The following is a 14,716-nucleotide window of genomic DNA, read 5'->3' on the forward strand; positions in this document are numbered from 1 at the left end:
TGTGGGTGTCGCCCCAATCGTGCGGACTTCCTCGATGAAAGGCGCGTCGCGCAGGTCGCGCCATTCGATTTTCTCCTGTTGGAAGGCCCACAACCCGTGCGTGCCGAACGCCAGCCACGCGACGTGCAGTTGGTAACACTCCTCCATGCCCCAGGTATTGAAATGAGCATCGCCGATGACGGTGTCCCGCCAGCCGATGAACATGCCGCGGTGATGCGTATAGAGACCGCCGGGGCCTTTCGTAATCGCGCCTGTCCCCTCGAAATCGAACACGTGCGTGTAGACCTTGTACGTGCTGACGGGGTCTTGCCTGTCAAAGGGTATCGTCACGGTGCGCAGCCACGGGGCGCCGTCCACCACAAGGTCCACGCCCTGCTGAAACGGCGGTTCAGGATCGTTTCCCGCCGCGCAGGCCGCGCCCGTTACCGCGAGCAGCGGCGCCAATAGAAAGACAAAGTGTCGCATAAAGGGGGCTCCTTGGCGGGGTTCAGGGTTCGGGGTTTGAGATGGACACGACGGTTGCCTCGGTTCATTGCGTTCCCGTTGCGGTCTGCCCACGGCTAAACCAGGCGACGACTCCGCCCAGCGCGATTAGAACGATCGCCAGCGCCAGATCGAGCGCGACGACAAGGCCGCCGCCCACCCACGGCAGCACCGCGAGCAGCAACACGCCGATCAAGAGGATGGATACACCCACGACGCCGAACGGCGATATGTACGCGCGAGCAACGCGTATCTCTTCGTCTTCAGGCAGCGCGCCGATGGGCGTGCGGAGCCGCGCGTAGAAGGCTTCCGTGCGCGCGCGTGCGGCGGAGTCCGGCGGGGCGATAAGGCTGAACAGCAGCATGACGCCAAAGGTCACGATCGCCGTACTGAGGAAGAGGACGATCTCCATTTTCAGGGCCAGCCCCGCGATCACGATGTTCTCATTCTTATGATCCCAGAGGATGCCGAGGAACTGCACATCGTGCTTGTAGCGCGAGAGGAAGAACAGAGCCAGGCCGCAGGCGATGCCCACAAGGAATCCGGCGGTCGCGCCCTGATTCGTCGCTCTTCGTGAGACGAGTCCGAGCAACATCGGCACAGCGACGGGCGCCGTGGCCACGCCAAAGAGCGTGACCATGATGCGGAAGAGGTCCTCCGCTTTGCCGCGGGCCATAAGGAACGCCGTGAGGAGCGCCACCGCCCCGACAACGAGCGTCATGCAGCGGCCCACGAGCACCAGTTCGCTTTGCGACGCGCGCGGGCGCACGAGCCGCTTGTATACGTCGTTCGTCAGGACGCTCGCGCACACGTTGTAGTCCGCGCTCAGCGTGGACATGGTGGCCGAGAACATCGCGGCGACGGCGAGGCCGAGCATCCCCGCGGGAAGCAGTTCCGTGCATAGCAGGGGGTAAACCTTGCCTGCGTCCTCGAGCCCGGGCAGGAACTGCGTGGCCGCGATTGCCGGGAAAAACATCATGGGCGGGCCTATGATATAGAGCGCGATAACGAGCCACCCCACCTTGACCGCGTCCCGTTCCCTGGGCACGCAGTAATACCGTTGGATGAGCGACCAGTTGATGCTGCTCCAAGCGAGCGCATACAAGAGCACCAGCGGAATCACATAGGTCCAGCCAAACTCTTCCGTCACCGGACGGAAGAAACCTTCGGGCGCTTGCTCCAGAATCGCGCCGACGCCGCCCGCACGAACGATGGAGAGCGGCAGGATCACGAGAATGCCCACCGTCAGCACGACAAACTGGATGAAATCGGTCACCGCGACCGCCCACAACCCGCCCATGAACGTATAGACGAGAATGATGCTGCCCGCTGCGAAGACGCTGATCCGGATGTCGAGGCCTACGCAGATGGAAATGAACGTGCCGGTCGCGAAAAGCTTGATGCCGTCGTCGATAATCTTCACGGGCACGCCCTGCCACGCGAACAACTGGCGCACGAGCGAACTATACCGCGTTTCCAGGTACTCGACCGGGCTGTCGATCCGGGCGCGGCGCCAGCGCGCCGCGAAAAACGTGGCGCTGAAAAATGTGGCGGGCACAGCCACCCATAGCAGCGTGATGCCGACCCAGCCGTAGCGATAGCACAACGACGGATAGAACACGAACGCGGCCACGCTGAAACTGGTCATGTAGAACGAGACGCCGCTGAGCCACCATGGAATGCTGTTGCCGCCGCTGAAATAATCCTTCATATGCCGCATGCGGTTGTAGAAATACACGCCGATGCCCAGCATCAGCACGAAATACCCGCCGACCATCAACAGGTCCGGAAATTCGAGGTGTCCCTGATTGACAGGCATGACTGATGGCCTCCTTCCGCTCTTTGTCTACGGCGCTCGCGCTACTCGAAACTGGTCAGGCCGCGCGCGAAAACGACCGAATCGGCGATTGCGTGTTTCGTCTGCTCCCCGGTCAATTCCACACCCTGGACTCCTTCGAATTCGAGCGTAACCGGGCCCGTGTAGACCTTTTCGCGCAGCATCCGCACGATGGCAGGGAAGTCTACCACGCCCTGGCCGAGCACGGGGAAGTTCCACGTCTCGAATGCGCCGTTGTGGTCCTTGAATTCGACCGTGCCCACGTAATCGATGCTTTTCGCCAATTCCGCCACGGCGCTCGTGCCGCGGTTGTAGTACGTGATATTCGCCGTGTCGAAATTCACGCGGATGTTCGGATGATCGATCGCCCGCATCGTTTCGACCTGGACCGCTCCGTTTGTGCCGAGGTCCGGGTGCGTTTCGAGGGTGATCGTGACGCCGTGCGCGCGCGCGAGTTCGCCCGCGGCGCGAATCCGCGCATAGGCGTCCTCCTTGGAGAGCTCTCCCCGTTTTGCCGACATGAACATGTATTTCACGCCCATCTTTTCGCACGTTTCCAATTGCGCCGCGATGTCGTCCAGGAACGTGTCCTTGCTCAACTCCGCGCCGCAACGGAACACGAGCGGTTTCAGGCCGTACTGCGCGAGGCGCTGCATCTCGGCGTCCGCCTGGTCCGGCGCGGGAACCGCCATGAACACGTACTTGACCCCGATCTCCTGCAAGTGCGCCCAGGCCGAGTCCTGATACTTGCCGTAGCTCATCACGCGCACGGCGAGCGGCCACGGCTCGGCCGCGGGCGCCCCTTGCGGCCCAAGCGTCGCGCAGCCGGCAACGCAAAACACAACACATAGACAAGAAAGGACTTCATGTAACCGCATTTCCTCACCCTTCCTTTCACATCGGTGCCGAAGCGCCACAAGCACGCTCAGTGTCACACGGTCTCACGACGGTACGCGGGCGATTTTGCCAACGGCGCAAGTCTTGCCTTCATAGGTGCGCGTCAGGCTGCCGCAGGTCTTGCGAAGGCGCCCTCCTCCACCCGAAGGACAATGCTGAATGTCCATACCGCCGTCTCTGAACGGGATGATCGGCCGGAACGAGGTCTCTGCCACTCGCGCTCACGCGGCGCCCGCGCAGCCGCTGCCAAAGAGGACCATCCTCCAGCAAAGCAAGCGTCTTGGCGCTGCGTTCTTTCCGTGTCAACGCCGTGTCTTCAGCGTCGAACTCCTCACGCCGTTTTCGCATGAATGAGACGGCGTCAGAATCCTTCTTCATATGCCAAGACCTCCTTCGGGGTCCGAATTTCGATTGTACCATAGCCCTGTTCAAAGTTAACCGCGCTGCATAACCGTATGCCCCCGAGATTGACGATGTGCGGGGAGTCCGAACTGACAAATACGTCCGCGCGTCCCGCCGTTGCCAACGTCACATGCAGCGCATCCGCATGCGGACCGCTTCCCACCACACCGCGGCTCAAATGGGCTTCCGCCAGGTCCGTCGCTTCGCGGCTACCCGACAAGACAAGCGCATTTTCCTCCGAAACGACCGAAATGTGGCGTCTCACTGCCCCTGGCGCCGCCCGGAGCTCTCGCCGAGTGTGGTCTGACAACGCCATCACATGCCGCCCTGCAACAAGCTCATTCGATAGCGCAAGACTCGCATCGGCAAACACTGCATCTTCACAGCCGCCGGTTGCCGGCGCGTCCACGCAGATAAGATAGCGGCTTCACGATGATTCGTTCTCTTTCTCTTTCGCACTGATCTCTTTGGCAAGACCTGTCTCGCCTTTTCAGTCTTGGTCTTCCTCCCATTTCGTATCCCAGGACGCCGCCCGTGGGCTATTGTGCCGCCGCCCCTTCGGACCGCATTCGAAGTCACGAGCCTCGTCACAGGAATTCAGGGCGAACCTTCCTCTTGGCTATCCAACGGAAGGAGAAATCGCTTCCATTCCGGAGATTCTTGATGGCCGAAATTGACAAACTAGCCCACCGGACAACGCACGACCCTATGAGTGACGGTCAGCCCAAATTAGCGTTCCGCTATCTTGATTTTGAAGAGTCTGATACTAATCTGCGCTGATCTTCACTAATCCGCTTTCCGAAATAAGATTCGTCTCTGACCGCGCATTCTCGACTACGCCGCCAATTCCTTCCTGTGCGCCCAGACTTTCTCGAAGGCCGCGACGTATTGGTCGACGAGTTCCGGAACCTCTTTCGTGAAGTACGGCAGACCCATGCTCGTCGCGTTCGCCTGGCGCGAGCCGGGCAGATCGGGGATCACGGGTTTGTGGTGCCACCACTCGTCCTCGGCGTAGAGCGGCAACTCGTGTTGTAGCGTGTAGTGCGTGCCGCTGATGCGCACGCCCTCGGCCTGGAGCGCCTCGACCGCCTTGTCGCGCGTCATGCCCGCTTCCTTTTCGTCGATAAAGAGCATGTTCCACGCGTAGTAGAGCCGCTGCATGTCCTTGCGCCCGCTTGACTGTTCGTAGAGGCCCGGCAACTGCGTGAGCACGTCGTTGAGACGGCGGACCTGTTTCGCGCCCGCTTCGTTGCGCGCGACAAGCCCTTTAAGCTGGCACCGCGCCAGCGCCGCCGCGAACGGGTGCATGCGGAACTTCAAGCCTAGCCCGGAGCCTTTGTATTTGTAATACGCGCCGTCCTGCGCCACGCCGGGCATGTCGTAATTGCCGAAGGACGTGGCGCGCTCGAAGTCCTCCTGATTCTGGTACACGCCCATGCCGCCCTCGATCGCGGGCAGTGGTTTCGACATCTGGTAGCTGTAGATCGACATGCGGCCCCACGTGCCCATAACCTTGTCTTTCAACTTCGCGCCGTGCGCGTGCGCGGAGTCTTCGAGCACGATGAGCCCCTTCTCATTGGCCCAGTCGCTGATGTGGTCCATGTCCGCGGGCAAGCCGATCCAGTGGACCGGCAGCACCGCCTTCGTGTTCGGCGTGAGCCGCTTCTTCGCGTCGTCGAGATCGAAATTGAGCGTGCGCGGGTTGATGTCCACAAACACGGGTACGAGCCCGAACAGACGCATGGGCACGATCGTCGCGAAGAAGGTGTAGCTGGGCACCAGAATCTCGCTGCCCGGCGGCAGGTTCAGCGCGAAGAACATCGACGCCAACGCGCTGGTTCCATTGAAGTGCGCCTTGGCATATGGCGCGCCCAGAAACTCCTTCCACTCCTGTTCCAGTTTGTCTATAGGGTCGTAACTGGGCGCGTGCAGCAGTTCGAGAATCGCCTGCTCTTCTTCCGGACCGTACAGCGGCCACCGCGCGGCGTCGCCATCGGGCGCGGTAATGGCCTTTGGCCCGCCGTGCAGGGCCAGCTTTTCGGTCGCGGCGCGGGCGCTCCGCGGCGCCGAGGCGGTCAGGCCCGCGGCGGCCATTGCCCCGGTCGAAATCAGAAAGTCGCGGCGTGAAGGACGGAATGCATCGGACGTATGCTGCGGAGTCATCGTAATATCCCTCCGGTTGTTCAAATCCCCGCGGTCTAAACGAGTAACCATGGAAAACCTGCCCACCATCATAATCGCCTGGCGCCGGACTATCAAGGATTGCCCAGCCGGATGTTGACGCAGCGGGCCAGTTCTTCTAAGCTAGTCCTTTCGCCAACAGGAAGAAGGGAGCGTAATCATGGGCATGACTATATTGGCGATTTTGAGCGGATCGATGTTGTGCGGCGCGGCGGACAGCGGCTGGATGGCCGGTGTGGCGCGCGCCGATATCACTCCCGAAGAGCCCATGTGGCTTGCGGGTTACGCCTCGCGCGGTCACGAGGCCGAGGGTACGCTGCATCCGCTCTGGGTCAAGGCGCTTGCCCTTCAGGACGCCGCGGGGAACAAGGCCGTGCTCGTGACCAGCGATATTCTGGGCTTTCCGAAGAGCATGTCCGACCGCATCCGCGACCAACTGAAGGCGCGGCTGGGTTTGGAACGCGCGCAGATTGTCCTGAACTCGTCGCACACGCACTCCGGGCCCGTTCTCGACGAATCGCTGTTGTGCATCTATCCGCTGGACGCGCAAGGGCTGGACAAGGTGAAACGGTATTCGAGCAGGCTCGAAGCGCAGGTGGTGGCCGCGGTGGAAGAGGCGTTCAATGCCATGCAGCCGGCGCAACTCGCGTCGGGCAACAGCGTCGCGCGTTTCGCGGTCAACCGCCGCAACAACAAGGAAGCGGAGATTCTCGAAACACACGACTTTGACGGCCCCGTGGACCATGCCGTTCCCGTACTGCGCGTCACGAGGCCGGACGGCGCCGCGCTCGCGCTGGTCTTCGGCTATGCCTGTCACTGCACAGTGCTTGACCAGTACCAGTGGTGCGGCGACTACGCCGGTTTTGCGCAGATCGCCGTCGAGCAGACGCATCCCGGTTGTACCGCCCTCTTTTTTGCCGGTTGCGGCGCGGACCAGAACCCGCTGCCGCGCCGTTCGGTCGCGCTCGCGGAAAAATACGGCAAGGACCTCGCCGCCGCGGTTGCATGCGCGCTCTCGGGGCCGATGCAGACGCTCGATCCCGTCCTGCGGACCGCCTACACGGAAGTAGAACTCCCGTTGTGCCCGCCGCCGACGCGCGAGCAACTGGCGGCCTATGCGAGGGATGCCGATAGTTATCACAAGAAGGCCGCCGAGGAACTGATCGCCCAACTCGACGCGGGAAAACCACTCAGGACCACCTATCCTTATCCGGTGCAGTGCTGGCGTCTCGGAAACAAGAATATCGTCGTATTGGGCGGCGAAATCGTTGTGGACTACGCGATTCTCGCCAAGAAACTGCTGGGGCACGACACTTTTGTCATGGGCTACTCGAATGACATGATGAGCTACATCCCGTCGGTGCGCGTGCTGAAGGAAGGTGGGTACGAGGGCGAAACGGCGCAAATCCTGTATGGCATGCCCGCCAAATGGCAAGACGACATCGAACAGCGCATCCTCGACGCCCTGAAAGAACTCGCGGCCGGCCTCGGAGCGCTGGTACCGTGACCCGCCCCAGGACAACCGCTCTTGGTTTCCCGCCCAATGGCCCCCTCTGCGTCCCGTTGGTCCTTTTGGTCTTCTCTTCTCTCGCCATGCCTCTGGCGGCCGAGTCGCCCGACTCCCGCGATGTTCGCGCCCACGGCGCAACCGGCGACGGTCTCGCCGATGACACCGCCGCCGTCCAAGGCGCGATCGATGCCTGCGCCGCGGCTGGCGGAACGGTCGTGTTCCCGCCGGGTGCGTACCGGTGCGGCACGCTCTACCTGCGCAGCCGTGTTCACTTGTTTCTTGACCACGGGGCCACGCTGCTCGGCAGCGACAATCCGGAAGATTACGCCCCCTTCGAGAAGATCGATTTCAGGAACGACGCCGACCCGGAAACCTCGTTTTTTCAGCGGTCGCTGCTTTTCGGCGACGGTATCGAGCGTGTCGCCATCACAGGCAGCGGGACGATCGACGCCAATCATGTCAAACGCGGCGGACCCAAGCCGATCGCCCTGAAACGCTGCGCATTCGTCGAAATCCGCGGGATTCGCATCCTGAACGCGCCGAACTACGCGATCAGCCTGCTCGGAACCGACAACGTGAACATCGACGGCGTAACGATCCTCAACGCCTTCGCCGACGGTATCGACCCGGACTCCTGCCGCAACGTGCGCGTCTCGAACTGCCATATCGAATCCGTCGACGACGCGATCGTGCCCAAAGCCAGCTTTTCACTCGGCGAACGGCGCGCCTGCGAAAACATTGTCGTGACGAATTGCGTGTTGTCCACCGTGTGCAACGGCTTCAAGCTGGGCACGGAATCCGGCGGGGGGTTCAGACGCATTGCCGTAAGCAATTGCGTCATTACCGGATTCAAGGATCACCGCCCGGCCATCTCGGGCATCGCGCTCGAATCCGTGGACGGCGGCGACCTCGACGGCATCGTGGTCTCGAACATTGTCATGGACCGCGTGCGCGCGCCGGTCTTCATCCGCCTAGGCAACCGCGGGCGGGACATGGGCGAGCCGGTCCCGGGCACGTTGCGCAACGTCAGCGTCAGCAACGTTGTCGCGACGCGCGCCTCGCTCGCGTGCAGCATCACCGGCCTGCCTTACGCGCGCGTGCAGGGCGTAACGTTGTCCGATATCCGAATCCATTTCATCGGCGGCAACCCACGCCAGCCGGATAACGAGCCAGTGCTCGAACTCGCGCGCGTCTACCCCGAAGCGGCCATGTTCGGCGCCATGCCCGCCTATGGCCTGTATTGCCGCCACGTGGACGACTTGGCGCTGCGCAACGTCGTCCTCGACTACGCCGACGATTTCTGGCGGCTCACGACCGACGTTTATCGCGATATCACGTGGCCCGAGAACGGCGGCATGCCTTCGCACGCGGAGCCCGCGGAGGCCGGGCATGCCCTGTTTTGCGAAGACGTGCGTCACTTGCGCATCGACGGGTTTCGGGCTCGCCCGAGCAGGGACGGCGCGCCGGCGGTCTATCTCACGGAAGTTCTCGACGTGAGCATGGACGCCGCCGCAACGGAGCAGGCATCGGGCAACGTCCGCGCAGAATAAGTCTGCGGCCAGGCGCGGTACGGGCGTCTCACCCGTGCAGGAGCATGGTCTCCGCTTCCGCGGGGATGCCGCCCATGCCACAGGGCATCAATCTTTGACGGATTCCTCGCCGTTATAGGTGACGTTGAGTCCGGCGAGACTGCTGTTCGGCTCATAGTGCAACGCTACGCCCTCGGGCGCGCGCGCTTCGATGCTCACCACGTCGCCAGTCCGGCTCCACGACACTTCCACCGGACCCTTCACGGACGCGCTCGCGCCCTTGGCCCAATCAAGGCCGCACAGGTACGGGCTGACCCGGTAGGACGTCCCGCCAGGCGCGTCGGGCACGATGCCAAGGACGATCCGGTTCAGGAAATGGATCGGCGCGGACGACCACGCATGGCAGTGACTGCGCGTCGGGAATTCGTCACGGCCGATGTTGCCCTCGGCGAAGGACTCCCAGACCGTGGTCGAGTGGAGATCGAGCATCGGCTGATAGTAGCGGTAAATGCGCTGGACGATATCTTCCGCCTGGCCTTCCTTTTCAAGCGCCTCGAACAGATACATCGCCGCGAAGGGCGAGCCGAGCGGCGTCACGCCTTCCGGCAGATTCAGGACTTTCGCCAGCACATCGTCATGACGTTCCGGCGGCACGATGTCGTAGAGCAGACTCAAGAATCCGGTGTGGATGCAGGACTTCTCGCTTGCGGCGCCGTCGTTGTGGATGCTGTCCGGATACCAGCCGCGCTTGTCGTCCCAGAGCGCGTTGATGGCCGTGACAAGCCGCTCGCGATAGCCGCGCAGCCAGTCGAGGTGTTCCTGGTCTCCGAGTGTTTCGCCGCATTTGATGGCGGCGTCGATCGCGCCCACGACAAACATGCTGTTGTGTGTGACGGTGTTGTGGCCGTCGTCGATCGCGGTCCAGTCGAACATGTTCCAGAAGGGCGCGCTGAACAGGCCGCGCGCGTCGCTGTACTGCTCCGCGCCCTCGAGATTCTTGATGACGTAGGGATACGCCCACGCCAGGAATTGCTGGTCGCCGGTGTAGAAGTAGTAATCCCAGACCATAATCCCCCAGAGAAAGCTCCATGCGGGCAGCAGGGTTTCCCACGTGGACGGCACCTGGCACAACGCGACCGGGTGTTTTTCGAGCGAATAGGCCGTCAATTTCGCGCAGCGCCGCGCCAGATCCGCCGCGCCGAACGCCGTGTAACCGAAGATGCCCTCGTTGCGCGCGTCGCCGACCCACAACGTCTGTTCATAGAGGGGGCAGTCGGTGAAGGAGTCCTCCATGCAGAGTTTGAGCGTGCGCGCGGAGATTTCCCAGACGCGCGTGAGGCGCGGGTCCGAGGCCTCGAAACGCCCGATGGCTTGCACGGGGTAGGTGGACTCGACGAGGCGCAGCCCGCGCAGCATTGCGGGCTGGGTCAGGCCGCGGAAGGTCACAAACAGGTAGCGGCCGGACCGGCGCACCAGGCTGGTGAAGCGGTTCTCGCCTTCCTTGCAGATATAGCGCATGCTGTTGCGATAGCGGTCTGTGTGCTGCACCCGGCCCTCGGGCGTGATGTATTCGACCGCGGCCAAATCGACGACGACGCCCGGCCCGGCATCCAGCTCGAACTGCCAGAATCCCACGTTCTGCTCGCCCAGGTCGTAAACGAGTTCGACCTCGCCCCCCTTCGACGGGTGCACGACGGTCACCCCGTGCATATCGCCCGTCATGTCCTCCGGCTTGTCCACGCGCGCCTTGGCGTTCTCCAGCGGATGGCGCGCCTTGAACAGCCCGTCCACGTCCGGAGTGACCATGTCCGCGTCGAGGATGCGGGCCGTCTTCCCGAAGCGCGCGCGGAATCCTTCCAGCGTCCCGGCGTTCGCCATGGCGTCCGCAAGGGCCTGATCGACGCGCCCGCGTACGGTGGCCTTCTCGTCTTCACTCATCAGCGCCCACTTGTAGTCCGCCGCCTGGAAGCCGCCCCCGTCGATCCGCGCGAAGCACCACGGCGACGCTGCTGCTTCCTCCAGGGGGTTATACAGCGTATACGCGGCGCGCACTTCGATGTGGAGCACCGTGTCCGTGCGCCAATGCCCGAAATACTGCGTGAGCGACACCAGCACGAAATGACGGCCGGCTTCCAGCTTGAACCGCCCGTTCATGCCCTCGTCGCCGTCCACAACAACGCGGTTCCCATCCGTGTCGAACTTGACCGAAGCCGCTTCGGCAAGGTCTATCACGGTCGCGTACACGCCCGTGTTCATGCACTGATTGTTTGCGAACGTGACGCCGTCGCGCGCCAGTTCGGAAGTGGGAAAGACATAGGAGTCCCATTCCGGCCGCTGGACGGCCACCGCGTGCACGAATGTCTTCATCGGGAACGGGATACGGGTCAGCAACGGGCAGTCGCGCGGGTTCAAATCGCGCCAGGGTCCCGCTTCCGCGGCATAACGGACTACCGCGGGTTCGAACGCGCTCGTATTTTCGTTTCGGGCGTCATAGATTTCGTAGAGGTCCATCTGGACGCACCGTTTCGGCGCCCACTTGGCCCATGCCGTGGCGTCGCGGACTTCCCAGGTTCCGTCCGTGGCGACCGTGGCCACCGTCTTGCCTTGGGCGTCGGTCACGTCGAGTTGCGCCAGCAACCCCGCTTCGACGGGCACCTGGTGGAACGTGCCGATACCGAAGAATTTGGCGATGACCCGGATTTCATTGGCTCCCGCCCGGAGATAAGGCGTCAGGTCGACGACATCGTACTGATAATGGTCCGGCCAACTGCGGCAAGGCCCGTCGTTAACCCATTGGTCATTGACAAACAGCCGGTAGTAGCTGTCCGCCGTAATGCGCAGCACCGCTCCGGCGAACTCGCCGAGTTCAAAGGCCCGCCGGGCCTCAATCGTGTCGTTGTATCCGTCATATTGGTCGCGCTGCTTCCAAATCCACGATGCCTGCAAATCCTCCTGCGCCGCCGTGGCCGCGAGTCCATGCATCGACATGAGAATGCCCATCATCAGTCCCATCCTGCGCATAGTGATACCCTTCCTGTCTCCCCGGCTGGGTGCGAGACCGGCCCCGCCGGCGCAACGTCCATGAATCCGCGAGTATAAGGCCCCGCCCGGCAAAGGACAAGGTCCCGACAGGTTCCGCCAAGGTGGTCCGGGCCCCGTCATCCTGTCCATGCTGTCCCGGCCGTCTTGCCCTGTTCCAAAGACCACCCATGTTGCCGCCAATGCAGGCCGTTTCACCCCACTTTTGGGATGTTCATTTGAATTTATTGAGATTCTGGATTATAGTGATCTTAGAAATCAACCGTGCGTAATGTGCGGTTCGACCCGCTGCTGGAGGCCTTGTCATGTTCTTGCGTGTGTCTGTGTTGTTGCTCCTGTTCTCCGTACCCGTGACCACTGCAGCCCAGGGCTATGAGTCAGGCATGCCGGTACCGCGCATACTGCTGGTGGGCGACAGTTGGGCGGGCTTTCCCCAGGCCCTGAAATCCTTCGATGATGCGCTGCAGGACTACCCCGGCCTGGAAGATTACGTCCAGTTGGGCTATCGCACGGCGATCATGGGCGCGACGACGGATGATTACCTCGTGACGGGCCTGCCGCTGATCGAGCAGGAACTCCTGAGATATCCGACGCTGGATATCGTGACCATCAGCCTGGGCGGGAACGATTTCCTGCGCGGCATGGAAGGGTATTCCCGGTGGCGGCCGACAATGACCACGGAAGAGGAAGAAGTTCTGTTCGAAGCCATCGAATCGAACATAGCGCAGGTCGTAGACTTCGTGCTGGCGATGCGCCCGGATATCAAGGTCGTCATTTACAGCTACACGTACAGCGGGCGGCAGCGCGACGACTGCACGATTGAGGTCGGCCAGCGCGGATTTGCGCGATTCGAACTGCACAAGCGCGCCATCGCCGAGGCGCGGGACCGTGTCTTCTACGTACACAACTTCGGCCTGATGCAGTATCATTTCGGCGCGCCGGAAGTGCCGGACGGGCTGGGCGGCACGCTTCCCGCGCTGCCGCCGTACACGGTGCCATACCCCGGCGGCTACCCGGAATATGACCCCTGGCCGGGCGGCGACCCGCGGTATCTTGCGCCGCCGGTTGCGCTCATCGACGGGGATATCCACCTGACGGAGGCGGGCTACGACCTTGTGGCGCGCCGCTGCCTCGACGAATTCATCGCGGAATGGCTTTCCTGGCCGCGCGCGCTCGAAATAGTGCCCGTGGCCGCCGGGAAGGGGGAGGCTGTCTTCAAAGTGACGTTCAGCCAGCCGGTGTCGGGTGTCGACACGGGCGATTTCGCGGCGGCTGAGGGCGAGGCCGGCCCGGCAATTCCCGTGCTGAGCGTGACGGGTTCGGATGCGGTGTATCTCGTGACGGCCGCGGCGGGTTCGGCGCCCGAAACGGCGCGCCTGAGCCTCATCGACGACGACAGCATCGTGGACGGCGAGAATCACCCGCTGGGCGGGCCGGGCACGGGCGCGGGATTCGGCAACGGCGATTTCACCCATGACGGGCCGTTCGCGTACGACCCGGTCCCGGCGCCCGCGGATGACGACTTCGACGCGGCGTTAACCTTCTTCGACCTCGTCTCGACGCCGTATCTCGACCAGCTCAACGGCTTCAGTTTTCACCCGGACCTGTGCGACGCGAACGGCGGTGAAGTCAATATCGAGGATCTGACCATTGGCGGGAACACGATGCTCGAGAGGTTTGAGTTCGGGCTCATCAAGGCGTGTCTCGACAATCCCGGCCTGGATTTCAGCGCGCGCGGCGGCATCTCCCACGATGCGGCCGCCGGATTTTGGGCCCATAACCTCGCGCAGATGCAGTCGGACCTCGGTGGCGAAAACGGCATAGCCGCGCAGATCCTGCCCGGCATGGACACGGTCATGGCCGGGTTCTTGACGCTGGGCGACTATGATTCGGTGATCCTTCCGGTGCTCCTGTTGACGTTCATCGCGGGGCAGGACGACTTCCCCGTCGATATCACCGCGCCCAACATCGCCAACTACCAGCGGCCGGAGCAGTACTTCTCCTGGTACGGCGACGCCGACGCGGACGGTTACCGCAACCGCACGGAATACCACGGCTGCGCGCAACCGAAGCAGCAGGAAGACTATCTTTCCGCCGCGCTCGACGATACGGCCGTGCCAACAGACCCGGAATACGTGCCCGAGGAACTGCTGTGGGACTTCGATCTGTCCGATACGGACGACGACGCCGCGCTGTCCCTGGCGGAAGCGCAAGTCACGATGCCCACGCTTGCCCCCGCCGTGTTCGACGCACGGGACCTGGACGGCGACGGCCTGTTGAGCAAGGCGGAGAACATGTCCGCCGTGGCGGGTCATCTGTTGGATGAATTTGAGGGGCTTGACAGAGACCTGAGCGGCGATATCAACCTCATGGAAGCAAAGCGACGCGCGCTGGGCTTTTCGCAGCCGCTTTTGAGTCTTTTCGACGGAGACAGGAACGGCAAGCTGAGCGAGGCCGAACTCCTGAGCGCGTTGATCACGCCCGGCGAAGGCGAGGGTGAAGGCGAGGGCGAAGGCGAAGGTGAAGGTGAAGGTGAAGGTGAAGGTGAAGGTGAAGGTGAAGGTGAAGGTGAAGGGGAGGGTGAAGGTGAGGGCGAAGGTGAGGGTGAAGGTGAAGGGGAGGGTGAAGGCGAGGGTGAAGGCGAGGGCGAAGGTGAGGGCGAAGGTGAGGGCGAAGGTGAAGGTGAAGGTGAGGGTGAAGGTGAGGGTGAACGTGAGGGTGAAGGTGAGGGTGAAGGTGAGGGCGAGGGCGAAGGTGAAGGTGAGGGCGAGGGCGAAGGTGAAGGTGAGGGCGAGGGCGAAGGTGAAGGTGAGGTTGGGACGCATTCCGCGGACCAGA

General features: G+C 62.7%; 8 protein-coding genes. 3 read left to right on the top strand and 5 right to left on the bottom strand.

What is annotated here, in order from left to right; translation table 11 throughout:
* From KA184_13855 to KA184_13870, 4 genes are all read right to left on the bottom strand, one after another.
* Nucleotides 1–465 (bottom strand): PmoA family protein (locus KA184_13855; GenBank protein MBP8130659.1); only part of this gene is annotated, 465 nt, incomplete at its 3' end.
* Between the two features lie 64 nt (nucleotides 466–529).
* The gene (locus KA184_13860; protein MBP8130660.1) at nucleotides 530–2,302 is read right to left on the bottom strand and encodes a sodium/solute symporter; all 1,773 of its coding nucleotides are present in this window, start codon (nucleotides 2,300–2,302) and stop codon (nucleotides 530–532) included.
* A 41-nt stretch (nucleotides 2,303–2,343) separates the two neighbouring features.
* Nucleotides 2,344–3,198, bottom strand: coding sequence for a sugar phosphate isomerase/epimerase (locus KA184_13865; protein ID MBP8130661.1), 855 nt, complete (start codon nucleotides 3,196–3,198; stop codon nucleotides 2,344–2,346).
* A 1,255-nt stretch (nucleotides 3,199–4,453) separates the two neighbouring features.
* The gene (locus tag KA184_13870) at nucleotides 4,454–5,782 is read right to left on the bottom strand and encodes an aminotransferase class I/II-fold pyridoxal phosphate-dependent enzyme (protein ID MBP8130662.1); all 1,329 of its coding nucleotides are present in this window, start codon (nucleotides 5,780–5,782) and stop codon (nucleotides 4,454–4,456) included.
* A gap of 178 nt (nucleotides 5,783–5,960) precedes the next feature.
* On the opposite strand from KA184_13870, the gene KA184_13875 reads away from it, so the two are divergent.
* Nucleotides 5,961–7,307 carry a neutral/alkaline non-lysosomal ceramidase N-terminal domain-containing protein gene (locus KA184_13875; GenBank protein ID MBP8130663.1) on the top strand — a complete coding sequence of 449 codons (1,347 nt, stop codon included), beginning with the start codon at nucleotides 5,961–5,963 and terminating at the stop codon, nucleotides 7,305–7,307.
* Nucleotides 7,304–8,860, top strand: a complete 1,557-nt coding sequence (locus KA184_13880; GenBank protein ID MBP8130664.1) for a right-handed parallel beta-helix repeat-containing protein — start codon at nucleotides 7,304–7,306, stop codon at nucleotides 8,858–8,860. Before KA184_13875 ends, KA184_13880 begins: the two co-directional genes overlap by 4 nt.
* An 87-nt stretch (nucleotides 8,861–8,947) precedes the next feature.
* Here the strand turns inward: KA184_13880 and KA184_13885 are convergent, their stop codons facing one another.
* Nucleotides 8,948–11,860 (bottom strand): alpha-L-rhamnosidase N-terminal domain-containing protein, encoded by a 2,913-nt coding sequence (locus KA184_13885; protein ID MBP8130665.1) that lies wholly within the window; start codon nucleotides 11,858–11,860, stop codon nucleotides 8,948–8,950.
* A gap of 323 nt (nucleotides 11,861–12,183) precedes the next feature.
* Between KA184_13885 and KA184_13890 the strand changes: the two genes are divergently transcribed.
* Nucleotides 12,184–14,716: SGNH/GDSL hydrolase family protein (locus KA184_13890; protein MBP8130666.1), on the top strand; the 2,533-nt coding region annotated here is incomplete at its 3' end.

This window comes from Candidatus Hydrogenedentota bacterium (assembly GCA_018005585.1).
Taxonomy (GTDB): domain Bacteria; phylum Hydrogenedentota; class Hydrogenedentia; order Hydrogenedentales; family JAGMZX01; genus JAGMZX01.